Annotated in this window: 20 protein-coding genes and 2 pseudogenes; 16 read left to right on the plus strand and 6 right to left on the minus strand. The window is 67.0% G+C overall.

Annotated features, from left to right (window positions below; all coding sequences use genetic code 11):
- Positions 1 to 151: 151 nt before the first annotated feature.
- On the minus strand, positions 152 to 334 hold the full coding sequence (locus tag ASE31_RS23300) for a hypothetical protein (protein ID WP_057204195.1): 183 nt from the start codon (positions 332 to 334) through the stop codon (positions 152 to 154).
- A 273-nt stretch (positions 335 to 607) separates the two neighbouring features.
- Between ASE31_RS23300 and ASE31_RS31875 the strand changes: the two genes are divergently transcribed.
- From ASE31_RS31875 to ASE31_RS32295, 4 genes are all read left to right on the plus strand, one after another.
- Entirely contained in the window at positions 608 to 769 is a 162-nt protein-coding gene (locus ASE31_RS31875; RefSeq protein ID WP_157412621.1) for a hypothetical protein, read from the plus strand.
- 156 nt (positions 770 to 925) lie between these two features.
- Entirely contained in the window at positions 926 to 1,510 is a 585-nt protein-coding gene (locus ASE31_RS23305; protein ID WP_057204196.1) for a hypothetical protein, read from the plus strand.
- A gap of 181 nt (positions 1,511 to 1,691) precedes the next feature.
- On the plus strand, positions 1,692 to 1,949 hold the full coding sequence (locus tag ASE31_RS23310; RefSeq protein ID WP_057204197.1) for a hypothetical protein: 258 nt from the start codon (positions 1,692 to 1,694) through the stop codon (positions 1,947 to 1,949).
- 324 nt (positions 1,950 to 2,273) lie between these two features.
- Positions 2,274 to 2,420 carry a hypothetical protein gene (locus tag ASE31_RS32295; RefSeq protein WP_164470692.1) on the plus strand — a complete coding sequence of 49 codons (147 nt, stop codon included), beginning with the start codon at positions 2,274 to 2,276 and terminating at the stop codon, positions 2,418 to 2,420.
- Positions 2,421 to 2,483: 63 nt separating this feature from the next.
- Here ASE31_RS32295 and ASE31_RS31880 read toward each other — a convergent pair whose 3' ends face one another.
- Entirely contained in the window at positions 2,484 to 2,696 is a 213-nt protein-coding gene (locus ASE31_RS31880; RefSeq protein WP_157412623.1) for a hypothetical protein, read from the minus strand.
- Between the two features lie 106 nt (positions 2,697 to 2,802).
- A complete protein-coding gene (locus tag ASE31_RS23315) occupies positions 2,803 to 3,093 on the minus strand; it encodes a hypothetical protein (protein ID WP_057204198.1) in 291 nt (96 codons plus the stop codon).
- A gap of 135 nt (positions 3,094 to 3,228) precedes the next feature.
- Here ASE31_RS23315 and ASE31_RS23320 point away from each other — a divergent pair, with 135 nt between their 5' ends.
- The 3 genes and pseudogenes from ASE31_RS23320 to ASE31_RS32770 all read left to right on the plus strand — a co-directional run bounded on the left by ASE31_RS23320 (position 3,229) and on the right by ASE31_RS32770 (position 5,999).
- Positions 3,229 to 3,609: a response regulator gene (locus ASE31_RS23320; RefSeq protein ID WP_057204199.1), complete on the plus strand. Its 381-nt coding sequence runs from the start codon at positions 3,229 to 3,231 to the stop codon at positions 3,607 to 3,609.
- Positions 3,610 to 3,778: 169 nt separating this feature from the next.
- A pseudogene (locus tag ASE31_RS32765) lies at positions 3,779 to 4,981 on the plus strand (GAF domain-containing protein); the annotation flags it as partial.
- Positions 4,982 to 5,378: 397 nt separating this feature from the next.
- A complete protein-coding gene (locus tag ASE31_RS32770; RefSeq protein ID WP_235514739.1) occupies positions 5,379 to 5,999 on the plus strand; it encodes a response regulator in 621 nt (206 codons plus the stop codon).
- Positions 6,000 to 6,013: 14 nt separating this feature from the next.
- Here ASE31_RS32770 and ASE31_RS23345 read toward each other — a convergent pair whose 3' ends face one another.
- The gene (locus ASE31_RS23345; protein WP_157412624.1) at positions 6,014 to 8,365 is read right to left on the minus strand and encodes a GGDEF domain-containing protein; all 2,352 of its coding nucleotides are present in this window, start codon (positions 8,363 to 8,365) and stop codon (positions 6,014 to 6,016) included.
- 260 nt (positions 8,366 to 8,625) lie between these two features.
- Between ASE31_RS23345 and ASE31_RS23350 the strand changes: the two genes are divergently transcribed.
- Positions 8,626 to 8,829: a hypothetical protein gene (locus tag ASE31_RS23350; protein ID WP_057204205.1), complete on the plus strand. Its 204-nt coding sequence runs from the start codon at positions 8,626 to 8,628 to the stop codon at positions 8,827 to 8,829.
- A gap of 160 nt (positions 8,830 to 8,989) precedes the next feature.
- Here ASE31_RS23350 and ASE31_RS32300 read toward each other — a convergent pair whose 3' ends face one another.
- A complete protein-coding gene (locus tag ASE31_RS32300; protein ID WP_157421840.1) occupies positions 8,990 to 9,142 on the minus strand; it encodes a hypothetical protein in 153 nt (50 codons plus the stop codon).
- Positions 9,143 to 9,533: 391 nt separating this feature from the next.
- Between ASE31_RS32300 and ASE31_RS23355 the strand changes: the two genes are divergently transcribed.
- The 8 genes from ASE31_RS23355 (at position 9,534) to ASE31_RS23390 (ending at position 16,600) form a co-directional block, all read left to right on the plus strand.
- On the plus strand, positions 9,534 to 10,178 hold the full coding sequence (locus tag ASE31_RS23355; RefSeq protein ID WP_057204206.1) for a hypothetical protein: 645 nt from the start codon (positions 9,534 to 9,536) through the stop codon (positions 10,176 to 10,178).
- A 230-nt stretch (positions 10,179 to 10,408) separates the two neighbouring features.
- Positions 10,409 to 10,972, plus strand: coding sequence for a polyhydroxyalkanoate synthesis repressor PhaR (phaR, locus tag ASE31_RS23360; RefSeq protein ID WP_057204207.1), 564 nt, complete (start codon positions 10,409 to 10,411; stop codon positions 10,970 to 10,972).
- A gap of 139 nt (positions 10,973 to 11,111) precedes the next feature.
- Complete coding sequence (locus ASE31_RS23365) at positions 11,112 to 11,453, plus strand: hypothetical protein (RefSeq protein ID WP_057204208.1); 342 nt, start codon at positions 11,112 to 11,114, stop codon at positions 11,451 to 11,453.
- Between the two features lie 117 nt (positions 11,454 to 11,570).
- On the plus strand, positions 11,571 to 12,962 hold the full coding sequence (gene rimO / locus ASE31_RS23370; RefSeq protein WP_057204209.1) for a 30S ribosomal protein S12 methylthiotransferase RimO: 1,392 nt from the start codon (positions 11,571 to 11,573) through the stop codon (positions 12,960 to 12,962).
- Positions 12,963 to 13,049: 87 nt separating this feature from the next.
- Positions 13,050 to 13,301, plus strand: a complete 252-nt coding sequence (locus ASE31_RS23375) for a hypothetical protein (protein WP_157412625.1) — start codon at positions 13,050 to 13,052, stop codon at positions 13,299 to 13,301.
- Between the two features lie 36 nt (positions 13,302 to 13,337).
- Positions 13,338 to 13,742 carry a DUF5329 family protein gene (locus tag ASE31_RS23380; protein WP_057204211.1) on the plus strand — a complete coding sequence of 135 codons (405 nt, stop codon included), beginning with the start codon at positions 13,338 to 13,340 and terminating at the stop codon, positions 13,740 to 13,742.
- A gap of 334 nt (positions 13,743 to 14,076) precedes the next feature.
- A complete protein-coding gene (locus ASE31_RS23385) occupies positions 14,077 to 16,008 on the plus strand; it encodes a YhgE/Pip domain-containing protein (RefSeq protein WP_057204212.1) in 1,932 nt (643 codons plus the stop codon).
- A 100-nt stretch (positions 16,009 to 16,108) separates the two neighbouring features.
- Positions 16,109 to 16,600, plus strand: a complete 492-nt coding sequence (locus tag ASE31_RS23390) for a hypothetical protein (RefSeq protein WP_057204213.1) — start codon at positions 16,109 to 16,111, stop codon at positions 16,598 to 16,600.
- 3 nt (positions 16,601 to 16,603) lie between these two features.
- On the opposite strand, the pseudogene ASE31_RS32140 reads toward ASE31_RS23390, so the two are convergent.
- Positions 16,604 to 16,810, minus strand: a pseudogene (locus ASE31_RS32140) (hypothetical protein); the annotation flags it as partial.

Genomic DNA, 16,810 nt, shown 5'->3' on the forward strand with positions numbered 1-16,810 from the left:
CCCCAGCGATCCTCGGTTTTCGGACGTTTCGCTTCGATGCCTTCTGCCGCGCACGCTCCTAGCCAGAACCGCTTCGCTGAGTTTTGTTATCCGCTCTTAGTGGAGGGTGTCCGCGGGTGAAAGCACCGCCGTGCTTACCGCCCCGTCTCGTTCAAGGGGCCAACCCATCCACCTCGGCGCGGGCCGCATCGAGCGCCCGCTTGAGCGCCACTGACCGGGCGCGGTCGCGCTGGCCGCCGCGCAGCACGCGGTGCATTTCCTGGTGGAAGGCTTCCAGGGCCATGGCCCAGGTGGCCAGGGCCTGCTGACGGTCAACAGGGGAGGAGTAGGTCATCCACCATGGTGGCGCAATGGTGGCCGCGCGCCTGCAAGGCATGCCGCTGTGGGGACGTGGGACAAGGACCCCTTTCCTCGGACCAACGGGCCGCCACAAGGCAGCGGCAGCGTAACCCCTCAGTTTTGAGCGATCTCTTCGTGCAGTTTTGCACACCCCAGTCATTTTCAAAAACGCTACCGGCCCTATCTGCTGCGAGGATGGGAACTTGTCTGACACGGACGGCTGGGCTTGCCAGCTACCTTTGCATACATCTACCACCGGGAGAGCACCATGAGCACCAGCAAACCATTCCAGCGCCAGATGTCCTTTGCCGATGCCGGCTTGGCAGACGATGCGGAACTGGAGTTCGGCCAGTACAGCCCGCGCGTGATGTGGCTGGCAGCCGCTGCGGTAATGCTGCTGGTGGCGGTGGTGGCGTTTGCCGCAGGCTGACGCAGCCTCTGCAGCGCTACGGGGCGGGGCCCCGACATTGCACTGGTTACCGAGCGCAACGCAGCTTGCCGCGGGTGCGGCCGGCGAGCACACTGCATGCTCGCTGGAGTGCCCGCACCCATGCATGAACTTACAAAAATCCGGGGGAAATCGACCATGAAGACCATGCCACCACTGGCACGCGGCGCGGCGCTCGGCGCCATGCTGCTTTGTGCATCTGCCGCCATGGCGCAGGACTACCCCCAGCGCTCGCGCGAGGATCTGGGCCCCAGGGCGCGCGCGCAGTACGACCGCTGTGTGGAGAACGCCACTGAAAAGCCCACGCCCACGGGCATCCACATCGCGCTGCGGGTGTGCGATGAAAACTACCTCATGGGCAAGGCGCCCACGGAGAAGGGCGCACGCCTGACCGCCGAGGCGCGGGCCAAGCGCCTGGCCGAGGAGTACAACTCGGACGCACGCGAGCGGCGCGACGAGCGCATTCTGACCACCTCGGCCACGCACGCGGGCCGGCACGTGACGGTGAAGTTCCTGGTCAGCCCGGCGGGCGTGCGGCCGGATTTCGAGGCCGTGGTGGAGCGCGAGCTGCTGGGCACGCTGTGCCGCGACCCGCATGTGGCGCCCGACCTGCAGGCCGGTGTGCGCCTGAGCTACATCTACGACGACACCGCCATGCGCCGCCTGGCGAATGTGACGGTGTCGCAAGCCAAGTGCGGCGAGTGGCCGTGGAACCGGATGTGACCCGGCCTTGCATTGGTGCCCCCGAAGCCGCCTTCCCAGGCGGCTTTTTTCATGGCGCCAAGGGGCTCGCGCGGAGGGCGGAGGAGGGCGGGTTTTCGACACTCAGGAATGGCATTTGTCCGACAGCCCGGGCGCCCGCTGGCCGTTAACTTCACTGCAACACACAGCCAGGAGCAACCACATGAAAACCATGAGCAACACATCGGGCAATTACGGCATGCTGCAGGGCGCCGACAGTGCGGGTGATTCGCGGGTGTTCGGCATCTCTGCGGTCATTGCAGTGCTGGTGGTGTCGTGCGTGGTGGCGTTCAAGATGGCAGCGCCAGAGATCAAGGCGGCCCTGGCCAGCCAGTTGCCGGCTGCCACGCAGTTCGTTTCCGTGCAGGCCGCGCCCACCGTGGACGCGTCTGCCCCACACGCGGTGGTGGGCGAGCACTGAACTGAAACACCCCCTGAGTCGCTTCGCGCCTTCACCCCTCTCTCGACCCGCTGCGCGAGTCGGGAGGGGGACGTCCCCAGCGCGGCGGGGCGGCCCTTGCGCGGGGGCACTGGCCTTGGCCGCGCCGGTTGCATGCGTCGCAGGTGGCGCGCATCGCAATGGATGCGCGACGGGATGGCGCGGGCGCCCGCGCGTCAAGTAGCAGCCCAGTAGAGCGGCAGGTCTTTCGCGGGTGTCACAACCCCATGGCGCATGCACAGGCACCATCCAAGGCCTGCTTCTTGCAGGCGCCTGCTGCCTGCCACCCGCCCTCTTTCTGCTTCCATGGTTCTGTACAAGCCCGGTTCCCGATTTCTCTACAAAGGCCGTGTCGTCACCGTCGATTACGTCATCATCCGCAAAAGCGGCATGTGGATCCGCTTGGTGGGGCATGAGGAGTCGTGCTTGCCAGAGGCGCTGACGCCATTGTGACCCCTGCTCCTGATTGTCACGCGGTAGCGTTCGCCGGCACCAAGCTCTGCCAACCACTTGCTGTCATGGTGAATTGATGCTTGCCGGGGTTTCAGGGTCCACATCCGATTCGGGTGGATGGGGTGCCGGAGCCGATGGCGTCGTGTCCCCGCGCTCGGGCGCTGTGTCTGCAGGCTTGCGTTTGCCAGCCTGGGCATCGGTCTCGGTGAAGGCCGGGGTAGGGCGGTCGGGGTCCTTGCGGGGTTTGCCGTCGGACGATGGGGGCTGTGTGGCCATGGGGCCTCCGCTGCAAAAAGCCCAGTGTGCTGACGCAGTGGCCTGGCCGCTGTAGGACGATGCCGCCGCACCGGCCAGCCCATGGCAGGAGGAGCCACGGGGCCGGCTATTTTTTCGTGGCCGCAGCGCTTTGCTTGGCGTCGATCTCGCGCAGCAGGTCGTTGGATTTTTCGAGCGCTTCGGCCGTCTCGCTGAGCTGCTGCTCCAGCTCGTCGGTGCGCTCCACGGCGGCCTGCAGGTCGCCCTCCAGCGCTTCGGTGGGGATTTGCGTGGACAGCACGGCGTGCACCACGTTGAGCTCGCTGGCCGTGGCCTTGATCTGCTCGGCCGCTTCGATGTTCTGGTTCAGGACATCTGCGATCTCGGATGCCTGGGACGGTTTCGACTCGCTGGGCATGGTGGGGGCTCGGCTCAATGGGGGAAAAATCACACAATCGTGTGCATGCGGGGTAACGGCCTACAGGCTGTGGCCATGTACGCGCTTAGATTGTAGGCAGCTTCCCAATAACCGGTGTAACCGGCACGTTCCACGATGCCTTTCATCACCATTCTCGTCGAAGACAACAAAACCATCAGTGAGACCCTGGTTCCGGCATTGGAGGAGTTGGCCAATGCCCGCATTGTTGCCATTGCCACCACTGCCTCGGGTGCCCGGCAGGCGGTGGAGCGCTGGCGCGGGCAATGGCACCTGATGGTGGTGGACCTGTTTCTGGCCGCCGGCTCGGGCCTGGAGGTGCTGCAGGCCGTGCGCCAGCGCAATCCCGGCCAGCATGTGTTTGTGCTGTCCAACTACGCCACGCCCGACATGCGCCGCCGCTGCCTGGCCCAGGGGGCCGATGCCGTGTTCGACAAATCTACGGAACTGGATGCCTTCTTTGACCACTGCATGGCCTTGCCCGACCCCCAAGCCTGACCGTGTGCGCCCGCAAGGCCGGCCCCGTTCCGTGTAGACATCCATGAACACCCGGGTGGTTCAAACCCGGCCAAGAATGTAAAGTGGCGATTCCTGTCCCGCGAGCGCTCCCGATATTTGCTGGGCGTGAGGTCGCGGGCGAATATGCCAATATAAGAAACCGCACCCCATGCCACTGAGCGCAGCCGCGTTGTCGACCGTCATCAACAGCGCCACCGACACGGCCATCATCGCGCTGGACAGCCGGGGCGCCGTGCTCAGCTGGAACCCCGGCGCCGTGCGGCTGCTGGGCTGGTCCGAGCAAGAGATGCTCGACCAGACCCTGCTGCGCATCTTTCCCGAAGAGACGAACCCCCAGGCGCGCGTGACCGAGGAAATGGCCGACGCCCAGTCCAAAGGCCGTGGCGGCCACGAGGGATGGCGCATGCGCGCCGATGGCTCGCGTTTCTGGGCGGTGGGCGAGCTCACTCCGGTGACCGACCCCGCCGCAGCGCCCGTGGCCTTTGTGAAGGTGCTGCGCGACCGTACGCAGTGGAAGGTGTCGGAGGACGCGCTGCGTGAGGAAAAGCGCACGCTCGAAATCCTCAACCGCGCCGCCGCCACGCTGGCGCGCGAGAACGACCTGGCCCTGGTGGTACAGGCCGTCACCGACGCGGGCGTGGAAGTGACCGGCGCACAGTTCGGCGCGTTCTTCTACAACCTGGTGGACGCTGCGGGCGAGAGCTACACGCTGTACACCCTGTCGGGCGCGCCGCGCGCCGCGTTCGAAGGCTTTCCCATGCCGCGCAACACGGCCATCTTCGGCCCCACGTTTGCGGGCGAGGGCATCGTGCGCTCGGACGACATCACCCAGGACCCGCGCTACGGCAAGAGCGCGCCCTGGCACGGCATGCCCCGGGGCCACCTGGCGTTGACCAGCTACCTGGCGGTGCCGGTGGTCGACCGGGCCCGCCATGTGATCGGTGGCCTGTTCTTCGGCCACGCGCAGCCGGGCGTGTTCACCGAGCGCTCGGAGCGCTCGGTGGCCCTGCTGGCGGCCGAGGCGGCCATTGCCATCGACAACGCCCGCCTGTTCGAGGCTGCCCAGCGCGAGATCGAAGAGCGCCGCAAGGCCGAGGTGGCGCTGCAGACGCTCAACGCCACGCTGGAGTCGCAGGTGGCCGAGCGCAGCCAGCAGCTGCGCCTGCACGAGGACGCGCTGCGCCAGGCGCAGAAGATGGAGGCGGTGGGCCAGCTCACCGGCGGCATCGCGCACGACTTCAACAACCTGCTGCAGGGCATCATGGGCAACCTGCAGGTGCTGCGCAAGCGGCTGGGGCAAGGGGTGCAGAGCACGGCGGCCGACCTCGATACCTATGTCACGCGGGCCCTGGCGTCCACCTCGCGCGCGGCGGGGCTTACGCACCGGCTGCTGGCCTTCTCGCGGCGCCAGCCGCTCAGCCCCAAGGCCGTGCGCGCCAATCCGCTGGTGCTGTCCATGCAGGACCTGCTGCGCCAGACCATCGGCGAGAAGGTGGAGCTGTCGCTGCAGCTGGCGCCCGATCTGTGGACCACGCTGTGCGACGAGAACCAGTTGGAAAGCGCCATCCTCAACCTGGCCATCAACGCCCGCGACGCCATGCCGGGTGGCGGCCGGCTGACCATTGAAACGCACAACGCCGAGCTCGATGCGGCCTACGCCGCAGCCCTGCACGGCCTACGCCGCAGCCCTGCACGGCGTGCAGCCCGGCCCGTATGTGTGCATCGCCGTGAGCGACACGGGCACGGGCATGACCGCAGAGACCCTGGCGCATGCCTTCGAGCCCTTCTTCACCACCAAGGCGGTGGGCGAGGGCTCGGGCCTGGGGCTGTCGATGAACTACGGTTTCACCCGCCAATCCGAAGGCCATGCCCGCATTTTCAGCGAGTATGGGCAGGGCACCACCGTCAGGATCTACCTGCCGGCCCACTTCAACGCCGAGGACGGCCCCGCGCACGCGCCGCCGGCCCCCGCAGCCACGGCGGCGGGCAAGGGCGAGGTGATCCTGGTGGTGGAGGACGAAACCCTGGTGCGCGAGCTGGTGGCCGAGGTGCTGCGCGACCTGGGCTACCAGGTGCTGGAGGCGCACGACGGCCCCTCGGGGCTGCACCAACTGCGTGTGCCGCAGCGCCGCATCGACCTGCTCATCACCGACGTCGGCCTGCCGGGGCTCAACGGCCGCCAGGTGGCCGAGGCGGCCAGCGCCGAGCGGCCGGACCTGAAGATCCTGTTCATGACGGGCTATGCCGAGAAGGTGTCAGCCTCGCAGCCCTTTGCCTCGCCCGGCAGGGAGATCCTCACCAAGCCCTTCGAGGTGGATGACATGGCGCGCAGGGTGCGCGCCTTGCTCGATGGCGGCGCCGGCAGGTAAGGGCCTGCGCTCCTTCAAGGGGGCATGTCTTCCACGACCAGCCCCGCACGCCCCTGTGCCTTGGCCTGGTAGAGCGCCATGTCCGCCCGCCGGGTGAGGGAGGCGGGCTTGGCCTCCATCGATGGCGCAATGCACGCCACGCCGATGCTCAACGTGACCCAGGCCCCCAGGGGAGAGGCGCCGTGCGCGATGCGCGCGGCGGCCACCGCGTCCAGCACCCGCTGGGCCACCAGGCGGGCGCCTTCGCGCGTGGTTTCGGGCAGCAGGATGGCGAACTCCTCGCCGCCATAGCGCATGGCGCGCTCGTGTGATCGCCACAGGGCCTCGCGCAGCACGCCCGCCACGCGCTTGAGGCACTCGTCGCCCGCCTGGTGGCCGTGCCGGTCGTTGAAGCGCTTGAAGTAGTCCACGTCCACCATCAGCAGCGACAGCGCCGTGCCCTGCCGGGTATTGCGCGCCCACTCGGCCTGCAGGGTGTCGTCGAACAGGCGGCGGTTGCCCAGGCCGGTGAGCGCGTCCTGGTAGGACAGCTCGGACAGCGTGGCGTTCAGCCGCTCCAGCTCCAGCGCGGCCTGCTTGCGGGCCGTGATGTCCTGGAAGGCACCGGTGATCCGCACGATGGCGCCGTCCTGCCAGATGGCCTCGCCCTGCGTGCGTACCCACAGCATGCGGCCCTTGGCGGAGACGATCTGCAGCTCCAGGTCCCAGGGCGTGCCGTCCTGCAGGCATCGGTCCACCGCAGTGGCAATGAGGGGGCGCGACGCCTCGGTGTAGAAGTCGAGGGTGCGCGGCAGGTCCGGCGCGCCGCCCGGATCGAGGTCGTGGATGCGGTAGACCTCGTCGGTCCATTGCGACTGGCCGGTGGTGAGGTCGCGGGTCCAGCCGCCGATGCGGGCGATTTCGCCGGACTTCTTTTGCAGCAGCACGGCGTCCGCCAGCGCGGCCTCGCTGGTCTTGCGCGGCGTGATGTCCATGAACGTGCCGATGATGCGCAGGGGCGCGCCGCTCTTGGCGCGCTCGGTCACCTTGCCGCGGCTGAAGAGCCACACGAACCGGTCTTGCACCCGCACGCGGAACTCGTTTTCGTAGGCCGGGCTGGCGCCCTTGAGGTGCTCGTAGAAGGCGGCGGCGTTGGCGGCCTGGTCGGCCGGGTGCAAGGTGGCCGTCCACTCTTCGATGGGGCGCGCCACTTCGGCGTCGCCATAGCCCAGCATGCGTGCGCCCCGGGCATCGATGCGCAGCTGGCGCGAATCCACCTGCAGCTCCCACAGGCCCAGCTGGGCGCCATCGAGCGCGCGCTCCAGGCGGGCCGCCGTCAGCTGCAGCGCGGCCTGCGAGGCTTCTTCGTGCGCCAGCAGCCTGCGCAGGCGCCGGCGCTCGATCAGGCGCAGGCCGGTGGCCGCCACCAGCAGGGCGGCGTACAGCATGGCGTACATGCGCACCTGCGCGTACCAGGGGGCGTAGACCTCCGAGCGCTCGCGGCTCACGGCCAGCACCACGGTGTTGTCCAGCCCCAGGCCCACCGGCTTCACGCTGGCCAGCACCACCAGCCGCTCGCGGCCCGTGGCGGGAACCAGGCCCTCGAACACGGTGGTCTGCCGCTGGCTTTTGACATGGGCTTCGAACGCGGAGCCCGGCCTTGCCAGGTTGGCCATGCGCTCGGTGCCCATGCTGGGCACGGTGACGAAGACCTCGCCATCGGCATGCGCCAGCGTGGCCCGCATGTCGGGTGCGAACAGCGCGGAGCGGATGATGAAGGCGAAGAACTCATCGTCCAGCGTGGCGCTGACCACGCCCGAGAAATGGCCCTCGGCATCGAAGATGGCCCGGGACAGGTACAGCGCCACGCCCTCGTCGTCCGATGCCGAGGGGCGCGAGAGGTAGAGCACGCGCGGGTCGGGCCGGCCGTGCACGCCGCGAAAGAACTCTGCCGCGAAAAAATCCCGGCCCACGTCGGCCGCGCGATCCGACGCGACGGCCGTGCCATTGGCGTCGTGCACCGCCAGCCCGCGCACGGCCTGGATCACGTCGGTGAGCAGGTGCAGTTGCCGGGATGCATCGGCGCTGGACGCGGTGAGCGCCGTGGCACGGTAGTCGCGGCTGATGCGGGTCAGCGCCTCGTTCAGGCCCTTGAGCTGGCGCGTGAGGTTCTCCGACACATAGCGGCTCACGTCCTGCAGCCGCGCCTCCTCCGCCTCGCGGATCGTGTGGCGCGCGTTCAGCAACTGCAGGACGATGGCCACCCCGGCCAACGCAAACACGAACAGGAACACCCGCCACGGCTCGAGCCGCAGCGATGAGCGGTCTTTGGCAGACCGTGGAGCGCTGGTTCGCGAGGAAAACACCTGCCAGGCCTGTCCTTTCATCCATCCCTGTTGCAAAAGTGCAGCCGCGCGCGCACTGGCTGTCTGGGCAGCACCGGTGGCGCGCAAGGAATATCTACCCCTGCTTGTCAGAGTCTGTTCAAGATCGTAAACACGTTCTAACAGCCCCCGGCGCAAAACGCACGCGATTCAGCACCATAGGCCATTGCAGGCGCAGCTTCTGCGTCAGGCACGCAGTGCCGGGGCAAGGGCTATCGGGCGAGGTCCATACTCTGTGCTTTCCTCCCTTGCGAAAGCCCCCCATGTCCCTGCCAATCCGCGATGCTGCGCCCAATGAAAAACGTGGCAATGCCATGTCTGCGGCGCTGGCCAAGGAACAACTCCAGTACGCCGTGCAGATTGTCAAGGAGGTGCTGCCCACCCAAGCGGGGGATGCCGTGCTGATCGGCGCCGTGGTACAGGCCATCGCCTCCAACTACGCAGCGGTGCCGCAGCCCAACCGGTAACGACTCCGGATTCAGCGCGAGCCTGCTGCACGCCGCTCAAGCCGGGCCGGGCGGGCCTTGGGTAGGTGCGCCCGGCGGTGCAACGCCCACGGGCCACGCAAGCGCCCTCGGCGGCTGCCACCAGGGTGCAGCAACGGCACCTTTACCTCTGTACCACCGCTCAAAAATGCGGTGGTGGGTCCTGCACGGGCGACTCAGCAGGGCCGGGCGGCGGGTCGCCCTGGGGCGGCGCGGGTGTCCAGGCCGGCTGGGGCGGCTGCTCCAGCGGTGGCGTGTCGATGGGGGGCATGGGCTGGGGTGCGGGTGCGGGCATGGCGAACTCCTTGGATATTGGTGGTCTGGCAACCACCGTACTTCTGTCCCCGGGCCGCGTATGCCAGCCAATGCCTATACCTGCGGCGGGCTGCGCCCCCCGTTGCCCTGCTATTGGCAATGGTGAGGCGCCTTATGTGTCTGGCTGGCACTTATTGTCATATTCGGTGAGGCGAATGATGGCCATTGATGCTGAAAAATGAGGCGCGTTCTGCACGGGGATGTGTCCTTGATCACCAGCAAGCAGCCCCACTCCAGCGGACAATACACCCATTGAGGTGTGGTGCATGCGCTACGCCTCCAGCCGGGCACCACAGATTGTTGCCCGACTCAGTTGGTTACGATGTACGTTAACGGTTACAGGCCCGGTACGGGCGCAGGAGAGATCAAACGTGAAACCGAACCCCAAAAACCTCGCGGTTGCGGCGTTTCTCGTGAGCGCCATGGCAGGGGCCCAGGCAGCAGATCCGGCGGTGTTCAATGGCGCCACCGGCACTCTGAGCCTGCCCACGCTGCAGATCGACAACGCCAAATACTTCAGTGTGGTGATCAAGCTGCTGGATGTAGGCCTGCTCAAGGCCAATGACCCCGCTGTGGTGGGAGAAGACATCCAGTTCCTGAGCACTGGCAATTTGCTGCACCTGCCCCAGTTGACCATCGGCAAGGACCTGTTCACCCAGGTGAGCCTGGGCAATCCTTCGTTCAGCCTGGTCAGTTATGGCGGCGTGGTGACCAATCCGCCGTTTGGTGGCAACGGTGCCACAGGCCACCTGCTGGACGTGCGTGTGACGGCCGTGAGCACGGCGCAGAACCCCATCACGCTGGTCAATGTGACCCGGCCGTTGAGCCAGCAGGAGTTCTGCAGCGATGCGTCGCTGCGCCTGCCCATCACCCAGAGCCAGCAAAACGCGCTGGCCAACAACTGGACGCTCAATGTCTGCACCTTCGATGTCATCTCGGGCACGGGCTCCATCAAGATGACGCTGCGTGTGTCGGGTCTGGCCGTGCCCTACAGCGCGACCTACGTTTACCATTGATCCGCGCCTCAAGGCGCGGTAGGCAAGGGGCGGCACACAGTGCTCGCCCCTTTTTCATTTTGGGGCTCCTTGCGCCATTTTTTGACGGGGCCGTGCTGTCAACTGCGCGACTCTCGTGAATCAGGGTATTCCTTTGCCGGTCCAGGGGCTGGCACTGCCTAGAATCTGTTGCACTGCAATAGATTGACAGATACCACCCATGATGGGCCCTTGCGCCCGAGGAGTCCGTAGTGCCCGACAAGAAGAGCGCCCCCGCTGGAGCCACCGCAGCCGCATCTGCCACCAGCAAGTCTGCACCGCGCGTGATCAAGAAGTACCCCAATCGCCGCCTGTACGACACTGACACCTCCACCTACATCACGCTGTCCGAAGTGCGCGAATTGGTGATGGCCCACCACACCGTGGTGGTGCGCGACGCCAAGACGGGCGAGGACCTCACGCGCAGCATCCTGCTGCAGATCATCCTGGAAGAAGAGGCCGGCGGCGCCCCCATGTTCACCGAGGCGGTGCTGGCCAACATCATCCGCTTCTACGGCCATGCCATGCAGGGCTTCATGGGCGCCTACCTTGAGAAGAACGTGCAGGCCTTCACCGACGTGCAGGCCCAACTGGCCGAGCAAAGCCAGAGCGTCACGCCCGAAATGTGGGCCCAGTTCATGAACCTGCAGTCGCCCATGCTCAAGGGCATGATGGGCAACTACGTCGAGCAGTCCCAGTCCATGCTCACGCAGATGCAGGAGCAGATGCAAAAGCAGACGGAGCAGATGCTGGGGGCCTTTGGCCTGAAGCGCTGATACGAACAAAGCGGAGGTCGCCATTGGCTTTCTGCAACGCCTTTTTGGGGTCGGGGACCGCAGGCTCGCACACCCCGTCTTCGGCGACCTGCTGCTCATCCGTGCCAAACACGGTGCCTACTGGGATGGCGAGACCCAGTTGGCTGGCCACCCCATCACCCTTGCGATCAAGGCCCCGGGCGCGGCCGAGCCCGTGCCGGGGCAGGTGGCGTTTTTCGAGCGCTACACCCAGGCCCCCGACCTGGCCTTCCACAAAGGGGAGGACCTGCTGGTCGGCGAGTACGAACAGTGCGTGCGCCGGCAGTTTCCCGCCGACTGGCGGGAGGCCTTCGAGTGGGTGGCCCTGTCCATCCCCGCCGACGGTGACGAACTGAAACCCTGGGACCTGTCTTTCGAGTGCCTGCAGGGTGTGGCGGCGCGGCGCCATTTCACCTGCTTCATCGAGCGAGGGCATGTCGTGCGGGTGGAGGTAAGTGGGTAGCGGTGCTGGGCTTTTGGTCAAGCTGGCGGCCCCCGGCCCCTGTGGAACGGTGTTTAACAGCCCCTGGAGAGCCCCCTCCATACCCCTTTGTCCCCGGAACTGGGACAATACGGGGATATGAGCGAAGTACTGTCCCCCACGAAAACACCCAAAGTCGGCTTTGTGAGCCTTGGCTGCCCCAAGGCCCTCACGGATTCCGAACTGATCCTGACGCAGCTGAGCGCCGAGGGTTACGAAACCTCCAAGACCTTCCACGGGGCTGACCTGGTCATCGTCAACACCTGCGGCTTCATCGACGATGCCGTCAAGGAAAGCCTGGACACGATTGGCGAGGCGCTGGCCGAGAATGGCCGGGTCATCGTTACCGGCTGCCTGGGTGCGCGCGAAGGCGCGGACGGCGGCAACATGGTGCGCCAGATGCACCCCAGCGTGCTGGCCGTGACCGGCCCGCATGCCACGCAGGAGGTGATGGACGCCGTCCACCTGAACCTGCCCAAGCCGCACGACCCCTTCATCGACCTGGTGCCGGGCAACTTCGGCGTGGCGGGCATCAAGCTCACGCCCAAGCACTACGCCTACCTCAAGATCAGCGAGGGCTGCAACCACCGCTGCACCTTCTGCATCATCCCCTCGATGCGCGGCGACCTGGTGTCGCGGCCCATCGGCGACGTGCTGAGCGAGGCCAAGGCCTTGTTCGCAGGCGGCGTGAAGGAGCTGCTGGTGATCAGCCAGGACACCTCTGCCTACGGCGTGGACGTGAAGTACCGCACCGGCTTCTGGGACGGCAAGCCCGTGAAGACGCGCATGCTGGAGCTGGTGCAGACCCTGGGCGAGATCGCCGAGCCCTACGGCGCCTGGGTGCGCCTGCACTACGTGTACCCCTACCCGAGCGTGGACGACGTGCTGCCGCTGATGGCCACCGGCCGCGTGCTGCCCTACCTGGATGTGCCGCTGCAGCACAGCCACCCCGATGTGTTGAAGCGCATGAAGCGCCCCGCCAGCGGCGAGCGCAACCTGGAGCGCATCCAGCGCTGGCGCGAGGTCTGCCCCGAACTGGTCATCCGCAGCACCTTCATCGCCGGCTTCCCTGGCGAGACCGAAGAAGAGTTTGCCCACCTGCTCGACTTCGTGCGCGAGGCGCAGATCGACCGTGCGGGCTGCTTTGCCTACAGCGACGTGAACGGCGCCGCCGCCAACGAGCTGCCCGGCATGTTGCCCATGGAAGTGCGCGAAGAGCGCCGCGCCCGCTTCATGGCCGTGGCCGAAGAAGTCTCCATCGCACGCCTGCAGCGCCGCGTGGGCGCCACCATGCAGGTGCTGGTCGACTCCGCCCCGGGCCTGGGCCGCAAGGGCGGCGTGGGCCGCACCTATGCCGATGCGCCCGAGATCGACGGCACGGTGCAACTGCTGCCGCCCGAAAAGATCAGCAAGACCATGAAGGTGGGCGACTTCACGCGCGCCCGCATCGTGGGGGTGCGTGGGCACGACCTGATCGCGCAACCGATCTGAGTCCATCATGGCTGCCGGGCCTGACTGCGTTTCACCCGGCGAGCCGGGCTGAAAACGCAGGCGCGGCCGGGAGCGGTGCGGATGTCCGTGGCTGAAATCCAGGCAGGTGACCGGGTGCGGTTGCTGGGCCTGCCGGACTGGCTGGCGCACGACCTCCCGCAGGACGAGCAACAGGAACTGCGGGCGTTCGTCGGCCAGACCACCGTGGTGACCGACATCGACGCCCACGGGTACTTCTGGCTGGGCTTTGGCGGCACGGTCGATCTGGAAGATCAAGCTCGCTACAGCGGCCACTCGTTCTGCGTTACGCGCGAATTTCTGGAGCGAGCCATTGATTGAGCTGGGGGCCCGCTTCTCCAAATACTCGCGATACCTATGCTACGTACTTTTATCGGCCTTTGGTTCTGCCTGGCTGCAAGCATCTCGCTCGCGGCGCCTGCGTCCGCGCCCGTGCGCGGCGAGATCGATGCCTTGCTGGCCGCGCTGCAGGCCTCCAACTGCGAGTTCCAGCGCAACGGTTCCTGGCACGGCGCCGCGGAGGCCAAGACCCACCTGCTGCGCAAGCTGGAGTACATCGAAAAGCGAAGCACGTTGCCCAGCGCAGAAAAATTCATCGAGATGGCCGCCTCGTCGAGCAGCGCCTCGGGCCGGGCCTACGAGGTCCGGTGCAACGGCACCGTTCAGCCGAGCGCCCAGTGGTTTGCGAAGCAGCTGGAAAGAATCCGGGCCGCTGGCGCCGCAGGTGCTCCCGCAACCCTGGGCGCTTCATCGGCCAAATAAGCGGCTGCCGCCCATCGTGGGCCGTTGGAGCATGCGGGGCAGTTCCCTTCCCGGTTTCGCGGCGCTCACGGATTGCCAAGTAGCAGCGCCCTACGGTGGTGCACAGCTGCGAAGCCCTGGCCAATGGCCTGGCCACACGGCCGCCCGCTACATAAATCTTTACACATTTGCGCTGTAGCGCCGACGGCGCAGCCTCTGCGAATCCGCGCAGTTCAAGGCACACTCCGGGGCATAACGGCAAGGTACACCAGACGCCTGCAGCGCAACGCCGCAAGGGTCTGTTTCGCCTTGCCGTGCAAAACACAACAACACGACAAAAGCCGCCCCGCCGCCCATGCGCCTGTTCAGCAACGCATTGCGCGTCTCGATGCTCGAGGCGCGATTGTTTCGCCGCTTTCCCAAGCTGCGCTGGTCGCTGCTGGGCGTGGTGGTGATACCGGCGTTCTACGCTTTCATCTATCTCGAATCGGTGTGGGACCCTGTCAGCCACACCGGCAACCTGCCGGCCGCCATCGTCAACCTGGACCGCGGTGCCATGGCCAACGGCCAGGCGGTGAACCTGGGCATGGACCTGGCGCAGACCTTGAAGGACAAGCAGCAGTTCGGCTTCTACGAAGAGGGTGACCCCGATGCGGCGCGGCGCGCCGTGCGCCAGGGCAAGAGCCTGTTTGCGCTGGTCATCCCTGCGGACTTCAGTGCCGGGGCCATGGCGGCGGGCTCGCCGGGGGCGGGCAAGCTGGTGGTGTTTGCCTCCGAGGGCAACAACTACGCTGGCGCCGGCTTTGCCAAGCGCTTTGCCGAAGAACTGGGCCACCAGGTCAACGAATCGCTCAACGAGAAGCGCTGGGAGGTGGTGCTGGGCGCCAGCTCTTCGGCGGCCGACAGCCTGCAGCGCCTGCACGAGGGCGTGGCACGCCTGCGCGAAGGAGCAGCGGCGCTGCACAGTGGCACGGGCAAGGCCGAGGGCGGCTCGGCCCAGTTGGCCAAGGGTGCAACAGATCTCTCCACCGGCGTGGCGCAGTTGGGCGATGGCATGAAGCAACTGGGCGCGGGGGCCCGCACGCTCGATGCGAAGAAGCCCGAGCCTGCCGATCTGCAGACCCTCAAGAGCGGCGCCGCACAACTGGCCAGCGGGCATGGGGAGCTCAAGCAGGCCCTGCCGCAGCTGGAAGACGGTGCGCAGCGCCTGGCCGATGGGGCAGGGCAGTTGCGCGACGAGTCCAAGTCCATCCTCTTCGTGGGCGACAAGGTCTCGGGCGCCGCCGGGCAGTTGGCCGACGGCGCCACCCAATTGCGGGGCGGCCTGCAGCAGGCCGGCCAGGGCGAGGCGAAACTGGCCGAGGGCGCGCAGGCCCTGTCGCAAGGCGTGGCCCAGATGGCGGACGGCTTTGCCGCCTATTCGGCCGGCGCATCCACGCTGGCCGCCAAGGTGCCGGCCGATGCCAAGGTGGACCAGCTGGTGGACGGCAGCAAGGCGCTGGCGGGCGCCGCCAGCGAGCTGCGCACAGGCCTGCTGAAGGTGAAGGATGGCTCCTCGCAACTGGTGCTGGGGCTCGACACGCTGGAGGCCGCCCTGCCCACCGTCGGCCCGGGGATGGAGGGCACGGCCAGCGGCCTGGCGATCTCGGTCCAGCCGCAGATCGAGATCGATGCGCCGGTCAAGAACAACGGCATGGGCCTGGCGCCCAACTTCATTCCCATCGCGCTGTGGCTGGGCGCGGTGATGACGGCCTTCATCTTCCACCTGCGCCGGCTGCCCGAAGAGGCGGCGGGCTACTCGCGCGTGTCGCTGCTGCTGGGCAAGCTTGGCGTGCTGTGGAGCGTGAACCTGGTGCAGACGGCCTGCGTGCTGCTCATGGTCTGGTTCATGCTGGGCATACAGGCCGTCAACACCCTGGGGCTGGCGCTTTCCATGGCGGTCACGTCGCTGACCTTCATGCTCGTCATCCTGGCCCTGGTGCGCGCCTTTGGCGACGTGGGCAAGGCCATCGCCCTGATCCTGATGGTGCTGCAGCTGTCGTCTGCCGGCGGCGTGCTGCCGGTGGAGCTGACCAGCGCCTTCTACCGCGACATCAGCCCCTGGCTGCCGTTCACGTGGTCCATCAAGGCCGTGCGCGCCAGCGCCTTCGGGGCCCTGGGCGGCGAGTGGGGCATGGCGCTGGCCGTGCTGGGCCTGTTTGCGGTGGGGGCCTTCGTGTTCTCGCTGCTGGTGGGGCAGTGGAAGTTCGTGCCGCCAGAGGAGCACCGGCCGGCAATGGATATCTGAGCCGGCACCGCCGGCCGGGCCGGGTGGGGTGACAGAAGGGCTGTAGGGCTCTGGGGGCTGGTGGTAGATTCGTCCAGCCCTTCCTCCCCCCACCACGCCCATGTCCGCCATTCTGTTTTTGCTGGTCGTCCTGTTCTGGGGGGCGGTCGCGTCGGCGTTGGTGTTCAAGCTGGTCAAGCGCATCCCCGTGGCCATCGGATGGCGGGTGGCGCTGTGGTTCGTCGTCACGCCCCTGCTGTTGGTGGCCCCCATGGCCGACGAGATCGCCGGGGCCCGGCAGTTCGAGGCGCTGTGCCGGCCAGAGAGCGCGATCAAGGTGCACTTCAAGGTCGCGCACCCGCGCGACCTGCTCGAGGTGTTCCAGCAGCGCGATACGGTGCCGGGCCGGCTGATTCCCATCAGCATGCAGCAGGTGGACTACCTGGACCTCAAGACGGGCACCGTGGCCGCCTCGATCAAGGTCTACAGCACCGAAGGGGGCTGGTTCTCGCGCAAGATCCTGCACGGCTGGGGGCCCTGGTTCGGGCGCGCGCAATGCAGCCCGCACGCGGGCCAGGCGCGCCAGTGGCTCACCCTGGCGGGAACCATCTGACACTCAGGCGAACTCAATCCCCTTGGCCGTGAGGCCCACCAAGTCAATCCGCACAGCGTTCAGCTCCAGGTTCGCCGCCATCACCGCCAGCTCACTGCCCGACACCCCCCCCGCCATCAGGTCCAGCAGCGGCTTGAGCTCGGCCTGCGTACCCGCCCGGCCCACCACATTGGTCCACAGCGTCTGCGCAATCTGCGTAGGCGTACTCGC

Source organism: Acidovorax sp. Root217 (genome assembly GCF_001428645.1).
Taxonomy (GTDB): Bacteria; Pseudomonadota; Gammaproteobacteria; order Burkholderiales; family Burkholderiaceae_C; genus Acidovorax.

Excerpts from the sequence above, each read along its gene's own strand:
- ASE31_RS32295 (WP_164470692.1), top strand. The coding sequence starts at position 2,274 with ATGGTTCTGTACAAGCCCGGTTCCCGATTTCTCTACAAAGGCCGTGTC.
- ASE31_RS23305 (WP_057204196.1), top strand. The coding sequence starts at position 926 with ATGAAGACCATGCCACCACTGGCACGCGGCGCGGCGCTCGGCGCCATG.
- ASE31_RS23310 (WP_057204197.1), top strand. The coding sequence starts at position 1,692 with ATGAAAACCATGAGCAACACATCGGGCAATTACGGCATGCTGCAGGGC.
- ASE31_RS23300 (WP_057204195.1), bottom strand. The coding sequence starts at position 334 with ATGACCTACTCCTCCCCTGTTGACCGTCAGCAGGCCCTGGCCACCTGG.
- ASE31_RS23315 (WP_057204198.1), bottom strand. The coding sequence starts at position 3,093 with ATGCCCAGCGAGTCGAAACCGTCCCAGGCATCCGAGATCGCAGATGTC.
- ASE31_RS23385 (WP_057204212.1), top strand. The coding sequence starts at position 14,077 with ATGCGCCTGTTCAGCAACGCATTGCGCGTCTCGATGCTCGAGGCGCGA.
- ASE31_RS23320 (WP_057204199.1), top strand. The coding sequence starts at position 3,229 with ATGCCTTTCATCACCATTCTCGTCGAAGACAACAAAACCATCAGTGAG.
- ASE31_RS23390 (WP_057204213.1), top strand. The coding sequence starts at position 16,109 with ATGTCCGCCATTCTGTTTTTGCTGGTCGTCCTGTTCTGGGGGGCGGTC.
- rimO (WP_057204209.1), top strand. The coding sequence starts at position 11,571 with ATGAGCGAAGTACTGTCCCCCACGAAAACACCCAAAGTCGGCTTTGTG.
- ASE31_RS23350 (WP_057204205.1), top strand. The coding sequence starts at position 8,626 with ATGTCCCTGCCAATCCGCGATGCTGCGCCCAATGAAAAACGTGGCAAT.
- ASE31_RS23380 (WP_057204211.1), top strand. The coding sequence starts at position 13,338 with ATGCTACGTACTTTTATCGGCCTTTGGTTCTGCCTGGCTGCAAGCATC.
- ASE31_RS31875 (WP_157412621.1), top strand. The coding sequence starts at position 608 with ATGAGCACCAGCAAACCATTCCAGCGCCAGATGTCCTTTGCCGATGCC.
- ASE31_RS31880 (WP_157412623.1), bottom strand. The coding sequence starts at position 2,696 with ATGGCCACACAGCCCCCATCGTCCGACGGCAAACCCCGCAAGGACCCC.
- ASE31_RS32770 (WP_235514739.1), top strand. The coding sequence starts at position 5,379 with ATGACCGCAGAGACCCTGGCGCATGCCTTCGAGCCCTTCTTCACCACC.
- ASE31_RS32300 (WP_157421840.1), bottom strand. The coding sequence starts at position 9,142 with ATGCCCGCACCCGCACCCCAGCCCATGCCCCCCATCGACACGCCACCG.
- ASE31_RS23345 (WP_157412624.1), bottom strand. The coding sequence starts at position 8,365 with ATGAAAGGACAGGCCTGGCAGGTGTTTTCCTCGCGAACCAGCGCTCCA.